The sequence below is a fragment of the Cellulophaga algicola DSM 14237 genome, from assembly GCF_000186265.1.
Lineage (GTDB): Bacteria > Bacteroidota > Bacteroidia > Flavobacteriales > Flavobacteriaceae > Cellulophaga > Cellulophaga algicola.
On record NC_014934.1, the window covers coordinates 4,851,516 to 4,870,731 of the forward strand.

At 33.2% G+C, this 19,216-nt stretch carries 20 protein-coding genes; 11 read left to right on the top strand and 9 right to left on the bottom strand.

Translation table 11 applies throughout. The features are described from left to right. The first annotated feature begins 133 nt into the window (after window positions 1-133). Window positions 134-1,105, top strand: a complete 972-nt coding sequence (locus CELAL_RS22700; RefSeq protein WP_245529666.1) for a phytoene desaturase family protein — start codon at window positions 134-136, stop codon at window positions 1,103-1,105. A gap of 20 nt (window positions 1,106-1,125) precedes the next feature. Then, on the top strand, window positions 1,126-1,827 hold the full coding sequence (locus CELAL_RS22705; protein WP_245529667.1) for a phytoene desaturase family protein: 702 nt from the start codon (window positions 1,126-1,128) through the stop codon (window positions 1,825-1,827). A gap of 271 nt (window positions 1,828-2,098) precedes the next feature. Here the strand turns inward: CELAL_RS22705 and CELAL_RS21060 are convergent, their stop codons facing one another. Then, complete coding sequence (locus CELAL_RS21060) at window positions 2,099-2,740, bottom strand: protein-L-isoaspartate(D-aspartate) O-methyltransferase (protein ID WP_013552935.1); 642 nt, start codon at window positions 2,738-2,740, stop codon at window positions 2,099-2,101. A 151-nt stretch (window positions 2,741-2,891) separates the two neighbouring features. Between CELAL_RS21060 and CELAL_RS21065 the strand changes: the two genes are divergently transcribed. The 8 genes from CELAL_RS21065 (at window position 2,892) to CELAL_RS21100 (ending at window position 9,924) form a co-directional block, all read left to right on the top strand. Continuing rightward, window positions 2,892-3,851, top strand: a complete 960-nt coding sequence (locus CELAL_RS21065) for a Gfo/Idh/MocA family protein (protein WP_013552936.1) — start codon at window positions 2,892-2,894, stop codon at window positions 3,849-3,851. A 21-nt stretch (window positions 3,852-3,872) separates the two neighbouring features. Continuing rightward, a complete protein-coding gene (locus CELAL_RS21070) occupies window positions 3,873-4,763 on the top strand; it encodes a 3-hydroxyacyl-CoA dehydrogenase family protein (protein WP_013552937.1) in 891 nt (296 codons plus the stop codon). Between the two features lie 14 nt (window positions 4,764-4,777). Next, complete coding sequence (locus CELAL_RS21075; protein ID WP_013552938.1) at window positions 4,778-5,428, top strand: YggS family pyridoxal phosphate-dependent enzyme; 651 nt, start codon at window positions 4,778-4,780, stop codon at window positions 5,426-5,428. A 111-nt stretch (window positions 5,429-5,539) separates the two neighbouring features. Continuing rightward, entirely contained in the window at window positions 5,540-6,910 is a 1,371-nt protein-coding gene (locus tag CELAL_RS21080) for an exonuclease domain-containing protein (RefSeq protein WP_013552939.1), read from the top strand. A gap of 3 nt (window positions 6,911-6,913) precedes the next feature. Beyond that, the gene (locus CELAL_RS21085) at window positions 6,914-7,762 is read left to right on the top strand and encodes an ion transporter (RefSeq protein WP_013552940.1); all 849 of its coding nucleotides are present in this window, start codon (window positions 6,914-6,916) and stop codon (window positions 7,760-7,762) included. After that, the gene (miaA, locus tag CELAL_RS21090) at window positions 7,762-8,667 is read left to right on the top strand and encodes a tRNA (adenosine(37)-N6)-dimethylallyltransferase MiaA (RefSeq protein ID WP_013552941.1); all 906 of its coding nucleotides are present in this window, start codon (window positions 7,762-7,764) and stop codon (window positions 8,665-8,667) included. The genes CELAL_RS21085 and miaA overlap by 1 nt, the downstream gene beginning before the upstream one ends. Next, on the top strand, window positions 8,664-9,167 hold the full coding sequence (locus CELAL_RS21095; RefSeq protein ID WP_013552942.1) for a gluconokinase: 504 nt from the start codon (window positions 8,664-8,666) through the stop codon (window positions 9,165-9,167). The genes miaA and CELAL_RS21095 overlap by 4 nt, the downstream gene beginning before the upstream one ends. Window positions 9,168-9,186: 19 nt before the next feature. After that, a complete protein-coding gene (locus CELAL_RS21100) occupies window positions 9,187-9,924 on the top strand; it encodes a GntP family permease (RefSeq protein ID WP_083807812.1) in 738 nt (245 codons plus the stop codon). Here the strand turns inward: CELAL_RS21100 and CELAL_RS21105 are convergent, their stop codons facing one another. Next, window positions 9,925-10,818 (bottom strand): IS1595-like element ISCal1 family transposase, encoded by an 894-nt coding sequence (locus CELAL_RS21105; protein WP_013548995.1) that lies wholly within the window; start codon window positions 10,816-10,818, stop codon window positions 9,925-9,927. It lies immediately after the preceding gene. Window positions 10,819-10,903: 85 nt separating this feature from the next. Here CELAL_RS21105 and CELAL_RS21110 point away from each other — a divergent pair, with 85 nt between their 5' ends. Then, on the top strand, window positions 10,904-11,488 hold the full coding sequence (locus tag CELAL_RS21110; protein WP_407636756.1) for a GntT/GntP/DsdX family permease: 585 nt from the start codon (window positions 10,904-10,906) through the stop codon (window positions 11,486-11,488). Between the two features lie 55 nt (window positions 11,489-11,543). Here the strand turns inward: CELAL_RS21110 and CELAL_RS21115 are convergent, their stop codons facing one another. From CELAL_RS21115 to recN, 7 genes are all read right to left on the bottom strand, one after another. Further along, window positions 11,544-12,257 carry a response regulator transcription factor gene (locus CELAL_RS21115; RefSeq protein ID WP_013552943.1) on the bottom strand — a complete coding sequence of 238 codons (714 nt, stop codon included), beginning with the start codon at window positions 12,255-12,257 and terminating at the stop codon, window positions 11,544-11,546. Window positions 12,258-12,266: 9 nt separating this feature from the next. Continuing rightward, the gene (locus CELAL_RS21120; protein ID WP_013552944.1) at window positions 12,267-13,865 is read right to left on the bottom strand and encodes a sensor histidine kinase; all 1,599 of its coding nucleotides are present in this window, start codon (window positions 13,863-13,865) and stop codon (window positions 12,267-12,269) included. A gap of 70 nt (window positions 13,866-13,935) precedes the next feature. Next, window positions 13,936-14,532, bottom strand: coding sequence for a dephospho-CoA kinase (coaE, locus tag CELAL_RS21125; protein ID WP_013552945.1), 597 nt, complete (start codon window positions 14,530-14,532; stop codon window positions 13,936-13,938). Then, window positions 14,529-15,485, bottom strand: a complete 957-nt coding sequence (locus CELAL_RS21130; protein ID WP_169311415.1) for a CdaR family protein — start codon at window positions 15,483-15,485, stop codon at window positions 14,529-14,531. Before CELAL_RS21130 ends, coaE begins: the two co-directional genes overlap by 4 nt. A gap of 8 nt (window positions 15,486-15,493) precedes the next feature. Then, window positions 15,494-16,498: a glycosyltransferase gene (locus CELAL_RS21135; protein WP_013552947.1), complete on the bottom strand. Its 1,005-nt coding sequence runs from the start codon at window positions 16,496-16,498 to the stop codon at window positions 15,494-15,496. A gap of 67 nt (window positions 16,499-16,565) precedes the next feature. After that, on the bottom strand, window positions 16,566-17,378 hold the full coding sequence (locus tag CELAL_RS21140) for an enoyl-ACP reductase FabI (RefSeq protein ID WP_013552948.1): 813 nt from the start codon (window positions 17,376-17,378) through the stop codon (window positions 16,566-16,568). Window positions 17,379-17,478: 100 nt separating this feature from the next. Next, window positions 17,479-19,131, bottom strand: coding sequence for a DNA repair protein RecN (gene recN, locus CELAL_RS21145; protein ID WP_013552949.1), 1,653 nt, complete (start codon window positions 19,129-19,131; stop codon window positions 17,479-17,481). Between the last annotated feature and the right edge of the window lie 85 nt (window positions 19,132-19,216).

Genomic DNA, 19,216 nt, shown 5'->3' on the forward strand with positions numbered 1-19,216 from the left:
CCATAAATAATTATTTACAAAACATTTAAGAACAGAAACATACTACCCCTTAGTTTTTAAAGCAAAAGAACTCGTATTTTATTTACCTTTATACCTTAAAAATAATTACCTGCTAAACAAAAACAGCTACTAAATGCCTGTAAATAAAGCCAAACCTTTAAATAACAAAACATTTGATTCTATTATTATTGGTTCTGGAGTCGGAGGTTTAGCGGCTGCAATTTGCCTATCGAGAGCAGGACAAAAGGTGTTGATTTTAGAACAACATGATGTTCCAGGTGGTTGGTGTCATAGTTTTTATCTTAATGGCGACCGTTTTACTCCTGGCGTTCATTATGTAGGCTTAGTTGGAGAAGGTTTATCCACAAGTGAACTCTATGAAGGTTTGGGCGTAGCAAATGATATGGCGTTTTATCGTCAAAACCCAGATGCTTTTGAGCATTGCTGGATCGGTGATGAGCGTTTTGATTATCCTGCAGATTTTAAAACTTTTGAAAACAGATTAATCCAGCGTTTTCCTCATGAAAAGAAAAATATAATTAAATATTTAAAATTAGTTAAAAACGTAGGTCATCAGCTAGGTTTGATTGCTAAAATAAAAACTGTTTGGCAGCAAATTACAATCCCTTTTCGAACCAAGCATATGGGAAAATACTCACCCTTTAGCTTAAAACGGGTTATAGGTTGGCACATTAAAGACCCCCTGTTACAACGTGTTTTAAATATTCAGTTTGGTAATCACGGTCTAGCGCCCGCAAAAGCTAGTTTTTTAATGCATGCAGCAATTATGCATCATTACCATCACGGAGGTTTTTACCCTATGGGAGGAGGCGGAGCTATTGTAAAGGCAATGACAAATGCTATTAAAATGAAAGATGGCATTATAAAAACTAGTACTTCTGTAAAACGTATTTTATTAGAGAATACTGCGAAAATAAAAAAAGCGATAGGTGTAGAATTAACAGATGGTCAACAAATATTTGCTAAATGTATTATATCTAATGCAGACCCAGGAATAACTTACCAAAAATTAATAGGAGAAGAACACTTAAGTACCAAATTAAAAAAAAACTTAGTAAAACTAAATACTCTTGCACATCATTAATGCTCTTCATAACAGTTGATATGGATGTTACAAAAGCCGGTGTTGATTCTGGAAATATTTGGCGAATGCCTAATAAAGATATGGATGATTTGTATGCTGATATGCAGAAAAAAGACCTTCTAGAAGACGAAGAATTTCCTGGTATGTTTATTAGCTGCACAACACTAAAAGACCCCTCTAGTTATGATGGTAAACATCATACTATTGAAGCTATTACCTATATAGATTATGATGCTTTTGAGAGTTTTAAAGGCGAGAATATAGAACGATCCAAAGCTTATTTACAATTTAAAGAACAAATAATTGCTAAGTTTTTTGTGACTTTAGAAAAAGTAATACCTGGTATTTCAAACCATGTTACGCAAAAAGAATTAGGCACACCACTAACCAACAAATACTATATTAATTCTACTCGTGGTAGTGTTTACGGTACAGAAAAAAGTTTAAAACATATTGGTCCATTTGCCTACAAATCTAAAAGTGAAATAGAAAATTTATACATGTGTGGCGCAAGTATCGTATCACACGGTGTTGCCGGCGCTAGTTATTCAGGTGTTCAAACAGCAGCAACCATACTAGGCTGCCGTCAAGATGACTTAATAAAACCATCGGACGAACAACATTTAAAGGTTTTTGAAGCAGAAGACGATACCAATTACCCTGATTGGATGACTAAAAAAATAGACATGAAACATTCCAAATTGAAAGCAAAAAAGGTTTGATGCTAACAACTAGAACAAGAAAATTCATGATGAAATACACCTACATGTCCGTAATAGCAATCTGAGTAAGAACACAAAATAATTAGTTTTTATTATAGTATGCATTCCTCTTTTTAAAACCTTTACAACCTAAGAAACAGAAAAACCTTAAAACAAACAAGCTTCTATTTCTAATTTATACGAACTAAAAAACAGCTTCTTATTTATAGTGGTTTAACTAGATTTATAGGTTATAAATAAAAAGTAAGATTAAAAACCTAAAGTTTCTTCATTAATTTTTGTCTTCAAGAAGCGGCACAAAACGGAAAGAACCAAATTCTTTTTTTTCAAATTCCTTTTCAGACTTGCGAATAAAAAGTGTCATCACTTGTTCTTCACCTCCTACAGGAATTACAAGCCTTCCTCCTATTTTTAATTGTGCAAGTAATGGGTTTGGCACATATGGCGCACCAGCAGTTACTATGATCCCATCAAAAGGCGCTTCTTCTGGCAACCCCTTATATCCATCACCAAAAATATTTTTTTTAGGCCGATACCCCATTTTCGAAAAGAATAATTTTGTCTTTTTAAATAATTCTAATTGACGTTCTATGGTATATACTTTTGCTTTTTGGTGCAATAGAACCGCTGTTTGATACCCACTACCCGTTCCTATTTCTAGGATCTTAGCATTAGGCTTTAATTCTAGTAATTCTGTTTGAAAAGCAACCGTGTAAGGCTGAGAAATTGTTTGCTCAGCGCCAATAGGAAAAGCTTTATCCTGATACGCATGATCTTCAAAACTACTGTCTAAAAATAAATGACGCGGAATCGTTTTAATAGCTTCTAAAACATTTTTATTTGCGATACCTTTTTTCACTAGCGTTTCTGCTAGCTTATTTCGCATGCCTTTGTGTTTAAGTGTGTCTTTCAATGGGTTTGGTTTTGTGGGACGAAGTTAAAAAAAACTGTGCTAGAAAACTCAATTAATAAATTTAAAACAATCGTTTAAAAACATCCTTTATCTTAATAATCTGATTGCAAATACATTTAAGTATCCGTATTTTTGAAAAAATATTTTTTTTATGCTCAACGTTGGCGTTTTAGGTGCAGGACATCTAGGCAAAATTCATTTGCGATTACTTAATCAATCTGAAAAATTTAATTTAGTTGGCTTTTTCGATCCCGATGCCATTAATGGAAAAAAGGTGGCGGATGAGTTTGGATATACTTACTTTGATAACATCAACAAATTAATAGATGCCGTTGATGTAGTAGACATTGTAACACCCACGCTGTCTCATTTTGATTGTGCCAAAAAAGCTATTGAAAAAGGAAAACATATTTTTATAGAAAAACCAATTACCAATACCCTAGAAGAAGCGGAAGAATTATTATTTCTAGAGAAAAAACACAAGGTTAAAGGCCAAGTGGGGCATGTAGAACGTTTTAATCCTGCATTTACTGCGGTTAAAGACAATATTCATAATCCAATGTTTATCGAAACACACCGATTGGCTGAATTTAATCCACGTGGGACTGATGTTCCTGTAGTATTAGATTTAATGATCCATGATATTGACGCAATTCTTAGTGTAGTACCATCTAAGGTTAAGCACATTAACGCAAGTGGGGTCTCTGTAATCAGTAATTCTCCCGATATTGCGAATGCGCGAATTGAGTTTGAAAATGGCTGTGTTGCGAATCTTACTGCAAGTAGAATATCACTTAAAAACATGCGTAAGTCTCGTTTTTTTCAGAAAGATGCTTACATCTCCGTAGATTTCTTAGAAAAAAAAGTAGAAGTTGTAAAAATGAAAGATGCTCCAGATAATCCTGGAGATTTTGATATGATTTTACAGAATGCTGAAGGATTAAAAAAACAAATATATTTTGAAAATCCTGAGGTTGAGAACAACAATGCAATTTTAGACGAATTAGAAACTTTTGCAGATGCTATTGTTAATGACACCGTACCTGTGGTTAGTTTAGAACAAGGGACCAATGCGTTACGTGTTGCATTGCAAATTATCGCTTCTTTTTAAGTTAAAAACACCACATTAATTATGAAAAATATTGCAGTTATTGGTGCAGGGACTATGGGTAATGGTATTGCTCACGTTTTTGCTCAAAATGGTTTTAAAGTTAATTTAATTGACATCTCTGAGTCCTCTCTTGAAAAAGGTATCGCTACAATTAACAAAAACTTAGACAGAATGGTAGCTAAAGAAGTTATTTCTGAAGCTGATAAAATAAATACTTTAGCTAATATCACAACCTTTACGCAACTAGAAGAGGGCGTAAAAAATATGGATTTAGTTGTTGAAGCAGCTACTGAAAATATTGACTTAAAATTAAAAATATTTAAGCAATTAGATGCAGTTACTGACGCAAAAACAATTTTAGCTACAAATACATCATCTATCTCCATTACTCAGATTGCAGCTGTAACCAGCAGGCCTGAAAAAGTGATAGGGATGCATTTTATGAATCCTGTACCCATTATGAAGTTGGTAGAAATAATCCGTGGGTACTCTACTTCAAATGACGTTACAAAGCTAATCATGGATCTATCCTTAAAATTAGGTAAAACACCTACTGAAGTTAATGATTATCCTGGATTTGTAGCGAATAGAATACTAATGCCAATGATTAATGAAGCTATTGAAACGCTTTATAATGGCGTTGCTGGTGTTGAGGAGATAGACACCGTTATGAAATTAGGTATGGCACACCCCATGGGACCATTACAATTAGCAGATTTCATTGGTCTAGATGTTTGCCTATCTATCTTAAATGTTATGTATGACGGATTTAAAAATCCGAAGTACGCTCCTTGTCCTTTGCTTGTAAATATGGTTACCGCTAAGAAATTAGGTGTAAAATCTGGAGAAGGTTTTTATGATTACTCAACATCGCGTAAAGCAGAAAAAGTAGCTCAAAGCTTTATAAAATAAATACCACACCTCTTATGTCTATTGCTCATAATTTACAGAAAATTAAAGCCTCATTACCTGAAAATGTAACACTTGTAGCCGTCTCAAAAACGAAACCTATACCTGATTTAGTTGAAGCGTATGAGGTTGGCCAACGTATTTTTGGAGAAAATAAAATTCAAGAAATGACCCAAAAATGGGAGGAGCTACCTAAAGATATTCAATGGCATATGATTGGTCATGTACAAACAAATAAAGTCAAATACATGGCAGAATATGTTCATTTAGTTCACGGTGTAGATAGCTTTAAATTATTGAAAGAAATTAATAAACAAGCAAAAAAATACGATAGAACGATAAATTGTCTATTGCAAATACACATTGCTGAAGAGGATACGAAATTTGGTTTAGACAAAGAAGAATTGTTCGCTATTTTAGATTCTGATGAATTTAAAGCGCTGAATAATATAAACATCAAAGGCCTTATGGGAATGGCCACTTTTACAGAGAATGAAGATCAAGTGAGAAGAGAATTTAAATCTTTAAAAACTTTATTCGACTTATCGACCATTAAGTTAGACCATTTAGATACGCTATCAATGGGGATGAGTGGTGACTATAAAATGGCTATTGAAGAAGGCAGTACCATGGTAAGAATTGGTAGTAGTATTTTTGGAAGCAGATAAAATAACGCTAAGAATACAGCCTAAAAGTTTAAAAAACTTACCTTTAATCTTTAAAAATGGTCTTATGATTGCATATGCCATTTAATTAAAAATGAATTCTGAATACGATACATGTACGCAATATTAGATATTGAAACTACTGGAGGAAAATATAATGAAGAAGGTATCACAGAAATAGCTATTCATAAATTTGATGGGCACCAAGTGGTCGATCAATTTATTAGCCTAGTAAATCCTGAAAAAGAGATTCAACCTTTTGTAGTTAATTTAACAGGAATCACTAATAAAATGTTGGTTACCGCTCCTAAATTTTATGAAGTAGCAAAACGGATTGTCGAAATTACCGAAGGCACTGTTTTAATTGCGCATAATGCACAGTTTGATTACCGAATACTACGCACAGAATTTAGAAGACTAGGCTTTAATTTTGAACGGAAAACGATCTGTACTGTAGAATTAGCTCAGAAATTATTACCCGAAGCAGAATCCTATAGCCTTGGTAAACTGGTGAGATCTCTCGGGATTCCTGTGAGCGACCGCCATAGAGCCAACGGTGATGCGCTAGCCACCTTAAAACTTTTTAAATTATTACTTTCTAAAGATTTAGACAAAACTATTGTTAAATCTGTCTTGAAAGCGGAAACTCTTGGTGAATTATCCCCAAGGCAACTAGATATAGTAGACGATTTACCTTCTGAAGTGGGGTTATTTTATATGCACAATAAAGATGGAGAAATCATCTTACTGAATAAAAGTAATAATATTAAAAAACGTGTAAATCAATATTTTACAAACAGTGGCAATAGAGCCCGAAGAATACAGAAAGAAACACGTAAAGTTACTTTTGAAAAAACAGGGAACGAACTGATTGCACTTTTAAAAGAAAATGAAGAATTAGGTCGCAACAAACCAAAATATAATCCCTTTCACAAACGGAAACTATTTACATTCGGTGTATATGCTTCTTTAAATGATCAAGGATATTTACAATTAAAAGCAGAAAAATTAACCCATACAATCCACCAAAGAATTACAACATTTAACAGCTTAATTGCTGCAGAAAATTTTTTACATGCAGTACGCGATGAATTTCAACTTTGTAACAAAATAAACGGTTTATCGCAAGCAAAAACCAACTGTTCAAAATACGATGAAGGCACCTGTCTAGGAGCCTGTATCACAAAAGAAGATACCGAAACGTATAACCATAGAGTAAAAGAATTAATCCAAAAATATAGCTTAACCGAAAAGAATATTGCTATCATCGATAAAGGTAGAATCCTAGGTGAGAAAAGCGTTATTTTAATTAAGGATGGTGTTCTTAAAGGCCTCGGTTTTTGTGATCTTAACTATCAAATAAATAATTTACCTATCTTAGAATCGATTATTACTCCTATGGAAGGTAATGAAAATACCAATCACATAATTGAATCCTATTTACGCAAAAGAAAAGTTCAAAAAATAATTGACATTAAGGAATAGATTTTGAGGAGACATAAACCAGATAGCGGTTGGAAACATAAAATTCATGAAGTAATATATGAAGCAGATACCCCTTTGGGTAAAGGTTTCGATATTATTTTGATTATTTTAATTATCGTCAGTGTAATTATTGTAATGCTAGAGAGCATAAAAGAACTAGATGCCAAATACCATTCTATTCTTCTTGCTTTTGAATGGATTATTACTATCTTTTTCACTATTGAATATATAGCAAGAGTAGCTAGTATTAAAAAACCGTTTAAATACATCTTTAGTTTTTACGGTATTATAGATTTACTTTCTACAATTCCGCTTTACATTTCTTATATTCTTGCTGGTTCTCAAGTACTTCTCGCCATTAGAGCATTACGATTATTGCGTGTTTTTAGAATATTGAAACTGGTGCAATTCCTGGGCGAAGCCTCACAGTTAAAAAGTGCCTTAAAGGCAAGTAGAGCAAAAATTATTGTTTTCTTATTCGCTGTTTTAATTGTTTCTGTTCTCTTAGGCACCTTAATGTATTTGGTTGAGGGTGAAGATGCCGGCTTTACGAGCATCCCAATAAGTATCTACTGGACCATTGTTACCCTTACCACAGTGGGCTATGGTGACATTGCTCCTATAACACCACAAGGACAGTTTATAGCAACACTTATTATGTTAGTAGGTTATGGTATAATTGCTGTTCCGACAGGAATAGTTACCGTAGAATTTGGGAAACAAAAACAAGGAAATTCCAATGCTAAAGAAGGTACTTATGTGCATGTAAACACGCAATCTTGTCCTTCATGTTCCGCTGAGGGGCACAGAGACGACGCAACTCATTGTTATAATTGTGGAAGTAAATTGTAATGGAAAAAACTTTAATCTCCGTAGTAGGCCCTACCGCAATAGGGAAAACAAAACTCGCTATTGCTCTAGCTAAACATTACAATACAGAAATAATATCTGCAGATTCACGGCAATTTTTTAAAGAAATGAATATAGGTACAGCAGTACCTACCACAGACGAACTGGCTGCAGCTCCTCATCATTTTATACAACACAAAAGTATTTCTGAACCATATTCTGTGGGTGATTTTGAACGAGATGCTACCACCAAACTAGATCAGTTATTTAAAACCAATACTGTTGCCATAATGGTAGGTGGGAGTGGTCTTTACGTAGATGCCGTTACTAAAGGCTTAGATCATTTTCCTGTGGTTGAGGAGAGCATACGACAAAAACTGAATGAAGAACTTGCTGAAAAGGGTATTATTACCTTACAAGAACAATTACAAGACTTAGATCCTGATTATTTTAAAAAAGTCGACCTTCATAATCCACACCGATTAGTGCGGGCTTTAGAAATTTGCATAGGAACAGGAAAGCCCTATTCTTCTTTTTTGAATAAAGATAAAAACAAAAGACCCTTTAAAACAATTACCATAGGGATAGAAGCAGATAGAGCAATGATTTACGAGCGTATTAATTTACGTGTAGATCTTATGATTAAAGCAGGACTTGTTGACGAAGTAAAATCACTAATAGAATACAAAGCGTTAAATGCCTTACAAACTGTAGGTTATAAAGAAATATTTAATTATTTTGATGGGATTTGGGAATTAGATTTCGCTATTTCTGAAATCAAAAAAAACACTAGAAGATTTGCTAAACGACAACTAACTTGGTTTCGTAAAGCAACAGCAATTACTTGGGTAGATTTTGATGAGAAAATCTCTGACGTAGTATATAAAATTGAAAACAATAGTAAATGAACAAGTTTGACGGCGTAATTTTTTATATAATGGGGGTATCCGGAACTGGGAAAAGTACGATCGGAAAACTACTTTCTAAAGAATGGGGTATTCCATTTTATGATGGTGATGACTTTCACCCACAAGCAAATATTGCTAAAATGGCGGCTGGTCATCCATTAAATGATGAAGACAGACACGATTGGTTGATAAAACTAAATAGCATTGGTCAAGAAAACAGTAACAAAGGGGCTTTAATAGCTTGTTCTGCCCTCAAAAAAAAATACAGAACTCTTTTAACTACTAATCTCAAAAGACATTATTTCATTTTTTTAGAAGGATCCTTTGATCTTATTCACAATAGATTAAACAGTAGGGAAGATCATTTTATGCCTGCTGATCTTTTAAAATCTCAGTTTGACTCCTTAGAAATTCCTGATGCTACTGAAAACGTTATAACCGTATCTATTCATTTAAATCCTGAAGAAATTATTTCCGAAATAAAAAAACAACTCAACTAAATAAAAACCAACCCAACTATTGGAAACTCAACTGATACTCGCTGTTATACTCGGTATAGCTATTCTATTGTTTTTAATTCTTAAGCTTAAAATCAATGCTTTTATTGCTTTATTAATTGGTAGTATTACAGTAGGCTTAGTTGCGGGTTTAAATGCTACAGAAATTATTGATACTGTCAAAATTGGGATGGGTGGCACCCTAGGTTTCGTTGCAACTGTCGTGGGCTTAGGAGCTATGTTTGGCGCTATATTGGAGAGCTCTGGTGGTGCAAAAACCATTGCTAATTTTATGATTTCTAAATTCGGACTAAAAAATGCTCCATCTGCAATGGTTATTTCTGGATTCTTAATCGCTATTCCTGTATTTTTTGATGTTGCTTTTATTATTTTAGTACCTATGATTTACGCCTTACAGCGTAAAACAAAAAAATCATTATTACTCTACGCTATTCCATTATTAGCAGGTTTAGCCATTACACATGCCTTTATACCTCCTACCCCCGGCCCCATTGCTGTAGCTGATATCATAGGAGCAGAATTGGGATGGGTAATTCTTATAGGCTTCATAGTAGGCATACCAACCGCCTTGGTTAGCGGACTCCTTTTCGGAAAATACATAGCGACTAAAATACATGTAGAAGCGCCTGAAGAAACAGAGAGTACAGTCCATGATAGTCTACCTAAAATAGGAATCACATTAGGAATAATAGGAACACCAATACTACTAATTTTATTAAATACTTTTAGAGGTCAGTAGTTAATTACTTATTAATTCAGCTTGATTGATTTTATCATTATTGACCATTTTAACAATAAGATTATTGAATATTGTAGCTTTACTTTGAGATCTGTTTATTCTAAAACAAAATTCATTGAAATATCTATTTAAATTATTGTCACTAACCCAAGAATAAGTTGTTCTTATCCAAGATTTAACCTGATGTATCATTGTATGAAGCGCTTTAAAATTTAACCCTCCATTACTTTCTATTTGTGTGATGTCGTAAGCCTTTGCAATAGGACTATAGCCTCTCCATTTATCTGTAGTAATCTTTGCGTTTCGGCTGATATGGTTGACAAAAATATATTGTAAGGATTGTGCTGAAAAATCATCTATTTTCATAGCATACATTCTTTTTACCTTTCCATCTTCTGTAAGCTGAACAGCTGTAACCGCCTTCTTTTTCTTAGCATTGTAGCTTCTGCCAACTTTTGTTTCTTCTCTGCCCCCTAAAACAAATTCATCTACATGAACAACTCCGTCCATAGGATTATTCCCACTCGAAGACATAGCTTCTCTGACCTTAAGCATAAAAAGTCTAGCTGTTTTTTCTGTTACTCCGTAACGTACTCCCATATAACTTGCAGATAAGCTTTTCGTGCTTGTAGCCATCTCAAAACAAATAAAAAATGCTTTGCGAACACCAAACTTTACCTTGTGAAATAATGTATCTGCTGTTGCGGATTCTGTATGTCTACAAATATTACATTGCCTAGAGAAATCAGCACGTGTTTGACAGGCTATATGATTGCATCTAGAACATTTAAAAGGGGTTTTAGACTTAATATTTGCTAAATATTCTTTGCAATCATTGTCCGTTTTGAAGCAATCAGAGAACTCTAGAAGATTTTGACCCTTGAAAATATCCATAATTTAATATATTTACTGAGTATCAAGATACGAAGTTAGCTACTGACCTCTAAATACTTTTATTACAAGCGGTGTCCTTGGTACTATTAATCCACAACTATTAAATTTTATTGAATTAATCGGTCATCCATTCACCGCATTAATTATTGCCAATTTATTAGCATGGTATTTCTTTGGTATTAAACGAGGAATGAGCAAAAATGAATTGTTTAAAATTACGAGTAAATCATTAGAACCTGCAGGAACTATAATTTTACTTACAGGAGCGGGTGGTGTTTTTAAACAAGTACTTACAAATACAGGAGCGGGAGAGTTATTGGCTTCATCATTAAGTGATGTAGGTTTTCCTGTTTTAGCTTTTGCATTTACTACCGCTGCCATTGTCCGTATCATACAAGGATCATCTACTGTAGCCATGATTACTTCTGCCGGACTTGTTGCACCTCTTCTGGTTGAAGCTTCACTTAGCAAGCCAGAATTAGCTTGTTTGGTTATCGCAATTGCCTCTGGTGCTAGTATTTTTTCTCATGTAAATGATAGTGGTTTTTGGCTTGTGGGACAATACCTTCGGATATCTGAAAAAGACACCTTTAAATCTTGGACTATGATGACTACTATTTTAGCGCTAACGGGATTTATATCGGTATGTATCATCAATATTTTTCTATAAAAAAAGCCATTTGATTTATCAAATGGCTTTTTTTTATAGTATTAATTTACAGTACTTATTCCTCTGTAGTTTTTACGACTAATCGGAACCCTTCACCGTGAATATTCAATATTTCTACCATATCATCAACTTTTAAATATTTTCTAAGTTTAGCGATATATACATCCATACTACGTGACGTAAAGTAATTATCATCTCTCCATATTTTAGTTAATGCAAGTTCTCTTGGCATCAAATCATTTTCATGTAAAGCTAGAAGACGCAATAACTCATTCTCTTTTGGAGATAATTTTACAGGCTCTTGATCTTTATATTTAAGGAAACGAAGTTTAGAATTTAGTTGAAAGTTACCAATAGTAAATTCAAACTTACGGCTATCAGCTAAAGTACTTGAAGCCTTTCTTTGTAAAATAGCCTTAAGCTTCATTAAAAGTACTTCCGAGTCAAATGGCTTATTAAGGTAATCATCTGCACCTGCTTTGTAGCCCTTTAACACATCTTCTTTCATGGTTTTAGCCGTCAGGAATACTATAGGAACATTTTCATTTTTTTCACGAATTTCTTTTGCTAATGTAAATCCGTCTTTATAAGGCATCATCACATCTAAAATACAGATGTCATAATTATCTTTTTTAAATTTTTCAAAACCTTCCATTCCATTTTTAGCCAAAACAACATCAAAGTCATTCATAGATAAATAATCTTTAAGAACGATACCGAAATTCGGATCATCTTCTACCAAAAGTATTTTCTTGTTTACTGTTTCCATAATTCTTTTTTATATTAATGGTAATTTCACGTAGAATGTACTTCCTTTTCCTTTCTCACTCTCAACGTAAACTTCACCTTGATGATCTTCAATAATTTTTTTCACGTAGGATAACCCTAACCCGTGACCTTTTACATTATGTATATTACCGGTATGCTCTCTGTAAAACTTTTCGAAAACTTTTTTCAAAACGGCTTTACTCATTCCTGCACCTTGATCTTTTATTTTTATAATAATATTATTATTCGCAACTTCTGTATATACATCTATTTTAGGCGCTTCTGGCGAATACTTAATTGCATTATCTAATATGTTAACAATAACATTAGTAAAGTGGAAGTCGCTTGCTAAGACCTCGCTACCTTCTGCCTCTAGATGTAAATTAATATAGCCACCTCTATCATCTACAATTAACTCAACATGTGCCATTGCATCATGTATTATGTCGTGTACGTCTACCCTATCCTTACTTATATCTAACTGATTCTTTTCTAGCTTAGAAATCCGGAGTACATTTTCGACCTGAGCATGCATTCTTTTATTCTCATCTTTAATCATTGTTAAATACCGTTCTACCTTTTCTTTATCATCTATAATCTTAGGATTCCTGATGGCTTCTACTGCTAAATTTATTGTGGCAATAGGTGTCTTAAACTCATGCGTCATATTATTAATAAAGTCCGACTTTATTTCTGATATCTGCTTTTGTCTAATTAACTGATAAATAGCACTCGTGTAAGCTACTACAATTACCAAAGTGAACAATAAAGACAATATTGCCATTGGCAAAATAGTCCGGATTAAATATTTCTTTTTTGCAGGAAACGTTACCAGTAAGGCAAAATTACTCTCTCCATCAGAATCCTTAAAAATAGGATACTTATAAAGCGTACTGCTCTTTGCAAACTTAAATTTCCTAGACTTTACCTTGGTTGGTAAACTTCTGCTATAAATACCATACTCATATTCCGTATTTATATTTCTATTTTTAAGTTCCATATCCAACAAAAGCTCAATCTCCTGTCGTGTTACACGAATATGAATAGGTCTTGTCTTTGCTTTCTCCTTGAAAACATCTTCCCAAGTAGCTTTTTCAATAGAAGACAACCCACCAATTTTTTCTAATTTTTGAATAGGTGTTAACATATTTGGCTTACCGTCTAAACCAAAGTCCTCTTTGAAAATAGTTTTATTCCGGATGCTTGTATAATTTTTTAGAATGGTAGAATCTAAACCAAAACCAATATTATCATTGTCAAAGAACGTTGATGGCACACTATAGCTTTCTTCTAATATACCGTGTGAATAGTAGGTTATCTCATTAGAGTTCATATCTCTTTCCATGAAAAAGATATTCTTTAGCAAATCTGGCGCTTTTGCCTGCCCACCTGCACTATCTCTATTTTTCAAAAGTTCACTTGTGTAATCCGCAAGTTCTCTTTTTTCAATTTTCTCAGTGACTTTATTCAAAATCTCCGTGACCATACTCGTAAACTGTTCCTCCTTATCCTCTACAGATTGTTTGATCCAATAGCCTTGAACAAAAATTATTCCTATTAGAGAAACACTCATTAAAATGACAAGAAGAATAAATAAGCGTCTATTCATTGCGGTAAAATTAAAAATTTAACAGATAGAAGTTAATGCGTTTAACCTAACCTTAACACAAATGTTAAAATTAGTACGTAAAAGAAGATAATTTAAGAAGTTGTTTATGAATTTCCGCGACTAAAAAAGAAGTTTTCTCTAAATCTAAATTATGGATAACATAATCTGACAACTTAGCTTTCTTTTTATCTGACCATTGATTATCAATACGTTCTTTCACTTTTTCTATAGAAATAGTATCGCGAGAAATTACTCTTTCTATTCTTAGATTCTCTGGTGCAGTGACTAAAATTATTTTATCAAATCTATGTTCAGAAGAGTTTTCAAATATGATTGCCGTTTCTTGAATAACATAGGACGATTTTTGATTTTTGACCCAAGAAGTAAAATGATTTTTTACTTCCGGATGAACAATTGCATTTAATTTAGCTAATAACGCTGGATCGGTAAACACCTTATTTGCAATATATGATCTATTTAACACATTATCGGAGTAGGAGTCTTCACCAAGTAGCGCTATTATTTTAGCCTTAAGATCTTTTGAGGCACTCATCAGTTTTTTAGCCTCTATGTCTGAATTGTAAACAGGCACACCTAATGCATGAAACATTTTTGCTACCGTAGTTTTCCCACTTCCTATACCTCCTGTTAAACCAACAATCATCATTTTCGCTTTAAAATATATCTTACCTCATTAGACATGAGACGTATATTACTTAAAAAATCAGGGGCTAATTCTAGCTTTAATAGAATAGTATGTTGTGACTCATCCTGAATTGCATTATAGTCTGCTACCACATTAAAGTCTGACACTTGAAGCTCTTTTAAGTCATCTATTTTTGCCATACAAACTATTTTCACCGTATCTGGAAATAGTTTAATTTCAAAATCTTCTGGCAAATTGAGTACCTTAATGGGTACTTCTATAATCTTCTCTGAAAATCTAACTACTTTTCCTTTTACAAAGACCTTAGTCGTAAGGTATGTGATGTTGTCTGTATTTTCTGGTGTTTGTAACAACAATTCTTCACTAAAATCTTCAGTAACATTACTTATTGTTTTTACTTCGGTTTGAATACTTTCTATTTCATTCAAAACTTTTTCAGGTCCTTTAACTAAAATACTATCTGGACTTAAGAGTACCGCTCCATCTAACATGAAATTTTGAGAAAAATTAATTTTCAACCTTTCAATTACAGGAACTTTCTTTGTTTTCAACGTATAAATTTCCAATACAATAGCATCACCCTCATCGACCCCTAAGAACTCCATTGATTGTGGCAATTGTTTTTCTATCTGTAATTGATAAACACTTCTTGGAATACGATAAACATCATCCTTTTTTTCTGCCTTGGACACATCTATAGTCACCGTTTTGTTTTTAAAACCAAAACCTAAAAAAGTAAATCCACTTGCTTTAAGTTTAACTTCTATATGATCCTTTGAGGCTCCTACAAACAATAGACTGTCTGGCACATTTGTATATACCACATCAAAAGCCGCTCGCCCTGTATAGTCATCTGCTAGTTTATTAATAAACCATGACATACTTGAAAAGAATAGAAAAATCAAGAAGATTTTAACTTTTCGTTTCTGAAGACTATTCTTAATCTTTATCATTATTCGCATTAGTTTTTAAAGAAGAGCTTAGGAAATAGTTCTTCCGCATTCTTTGAACTAAAGTTAAGTAAGATTGTTGATTTTAAAAAACCATATCCATAACCTACAAATTGGATACAAACAGCTGCTAGTGAAAGTAAAGCAATTGCTGCGTTTTTATTTTTTAATAGGGAATCTAAAAATAACAAAACAAAGTAAAAAATATAAAAATAAATGGGAAAATTAAACCCCAGAAAAGCAAAAATTATTGACAATAAAAAACCCAAACAAAATATGGTTGGAAACCAATACGTAATTTTTTTAGTATCTGGGTGCCATTGATTCAATATCGGCCTTACCATACCAAATTTATTCACTTGAATGTAAAATTTATTCCAGTCTATTCTCCTTTTATGAAAAACATAAGCTTCTGGTATTAATTTAGTTTCGAAACCATTATTCCAAATCCTAATCGTTAAATCGGGGTCTTCACCTGGGTGTATGTTGCCATACCCCCCTGTAGCTTCAAAAGCTTTTTTAGAAATCCCCATGTTAAAGCTTCTTGGCTGAAACTTATCTACTGCTGTCTTACCTCCTCGGATACCACCTGTAGTTAGAAAACTAGTCATTGCATAGTTTATAGCCTTCTGTACCAACGAAAAGCTCTTATGAGCAGCATCAGGACCTCCAAAACAATCTACATAATCTTTTTCAAGTGCTTTTTTTGCCGCCTCTAAATACTGTGGAGGCAAAATACAATCAGAATCTAAAACAATAAAATAATTACCACGTGCCTTACGCATTCCGTAATTCCTAGAATCTCCAGGACCACTATTAGCTTTCTTAAGATAAGTAATAGCTAATTTATCTTCAAACGTGGCAATTACAGCTTCTGAACTAAGTGTGGAGCCGTCCTCTACTATAACAACCTCATAGGGTTCTTTATAGGTTTGCATTACCAAACTCTCTAACAGTTCTTTAATCTCATTAGGCCTATTGTACACAGGAACTATAAAGGAGAAATCTAATTTCATTTTGAAGTAGCTATAAACATAAAAGCCACTCGAATAAACGAATGGCTTTGGATTGAAATTCTAAATTTTATTTGCTGAAATATTCAATAACTTCTTGACTAACCCCTGTATTAGAGAAGCCTCCATCATGAAATAAATTCTGCATGGTAACTTTTTTCGTTAAATCTGAAAATAGAGTTATCGTATAATCTGCACAATCTTGAGCAGTTGCATTCCCTAAAGGAGACATTTTTTCTGCATAACTAATAAAGCCATCAAAACCTTTTACACCTTGACCCGCTGTAGTTGGTGTTGGAGATTGAGAGATTGTATTTACACGAACTTTCTTTTCTTTGCCATAAAAGTACCCAAAACTACGTGCAACAGACTCTAAATATGCTTTATTGTCTGCCATATCATTATAATCAGGAAAAGTACGTTGTGCAGCCATATATGTTAAGGCTACTATACTCCCCCATTCATTCATTGCATCTGCTTTGTAAAGTGTTTGCATTACTTTATGAAAAGATAACGCAGAAACATCCCAACCTTTAGCGGTGAAATCATATTTTTCATCCGTATACTTTCTGCCTTTACGAACATTTACAGACATTCCTATAGAGTGTAAAACAAAATCTAATTTACCTCCTAAAATTTCAGTAGCTTTTGCTACTAAATTAGCCAAGTCTTCTTCACTAGTAGCATCTGCTGGAACAATTTCTGAACCTGTTTTTTTTGCTAGTACGTCTATTTGCCCCATTCTCATCGCAATTGGTGCATTGGTTAATACAAAAGTTCCACCTTCTTCATGAACACGTTCTGCTGTTTTCCATGCAATTGAATTTTCATCAAGAGCTCCGAAGATTATCCCTCTTTTTCCTTTTAATAGGTTGTATGACATTTTATTTGTTTTAGTATTCCTCTAATTAAATTCAAATATATTAAAATTTGAATGGTTCGTTTATTTGAAAATTGTTTTATTTTAATCCCTACAATGCAAACTATCCCAATAATTGTTTGGCATGAGCTAATGCAGATGCTGAAATATCTTTGCCGCCTAACATTTCTGCCAATTCTCTAACACGCTCTTCGGTAGATAATTTTTTCATTCTAGTGTGCGTAACCATACCTTCTTCCTCTTTATACACCTTAAAGTGATGTATTCCTTTAGAAGCTACTTGTGGTAAATGGGTAATAGAAAACACTTGCATATTAGCACTCATGGCTTTCATGATATCTCCCATTTTTCCAGAAATTTCACCTGAAACTCCGGTATCTATTTCATCGAACATCATAGTAGGTAATTGTTCGTATTTCGCTAAAATAGATTTAATCGTTAGCATTATTCTAGATAGTTCTCCTCCAGATGCCACTTTTTTAAGATCGCCATAGTTAGACCCTTTATTTGCTGCAAATAAAAATAGCAGCTCATCTTTCCCCGATGCATTAAATATTGGAGAAGGATTAATTTCAATTTTAAATGTAGCACTAGGCATTCCTAATTGCGCCAGGCTTTCTAAAAGCTGCTTTTGCAATTCTGGAATTACTTTATTTCTTTTTTTCCTAATCTTTAAAGCAAGATCATCTAAAGTACTCTCTTTCGTTTGAAGTTCTTTCTCCTTTGATTTAATATCTGATTCTACACTATCTGCAGCACTTACACTTTCAGCTAATTTTTCTTTAATATCAATCAGTTCTTCTATGGTTCCTACACTATGTTTTTTAAACAAGTTGTATAGCAATTGAAGTTTTGTATTTACTTGTTCTAATACTTCTGGGTTGGCTTCAGAATTTTCTTGAAGTGTTTGTAATTCTGATGAAATATCATCTACTTCTATAAAAACAGAATTTATACGTTCGTTCAAACCTATAAATTGCTGTCCAAAAGCAGCTAATTTACTTGAGGCTAATTTTAATTCTGTCAATAAAGTTACGATTCCTATTTGTTCATCATTCAGTAATGAATGCCCTTTAGACAAATGCTCTTCAATAATTTCAACATTATTTAATTGCTCATATTGCTCTTCTAACTCTTCTAGAATTCCTGCTTTTAAAGGCGCAACTTCTAATTCTTTTAAGAGGTGACTGTTATAATCATATTCTTTGGTTGCATTTTCTTGAAATACAATTAGCTTCTTTAATTCTCGTTGTGTTTTTTGATATGATAATAAACCTTTATTAAATTCAATTAAAAAAGTACCATTCCCTGCAAGTGCATCAATCACCTTTAATTGAAAGTCATTGTCTGCTAATTGTAAAGTTTGATGCTGAGAGTGAATATCTATAAGCCTATCTCCTAGACTTGATAAAACATCTAAAGTAACAGGAGAATCATTAACAAATGCTCTAGATTTACCACTTGGCAAAATTTCTCTTCTGATAATTGTTTTTTCTTCAAAATCAAGATCTTTATCTATAAAAAAATCTTTCAAATGATACTTTTCAACATCAAAAGCGGCTTCTATGATACACTTCTTTGTTTCATCACGAAGCGAGCTTAAATCAGCTCTTTTTCCTAAAACAAGTCCTAAACCTCCTAATAGAATAGACTTACCAGCACCTGTCTCCCCTGTAATAATGGTAAACCCATTATTAAAAGTCACATTTAGCGTATCTATTAAGGCGTAATTCTGTATTGATAGTGAGTTCAGCAATTCTAAAAAAATTTAGTGCTGTAAAGATAATTTATATTCTTTGAGTTTGAAACTATTAAGCAATTACGATACAATTTTATTGTAT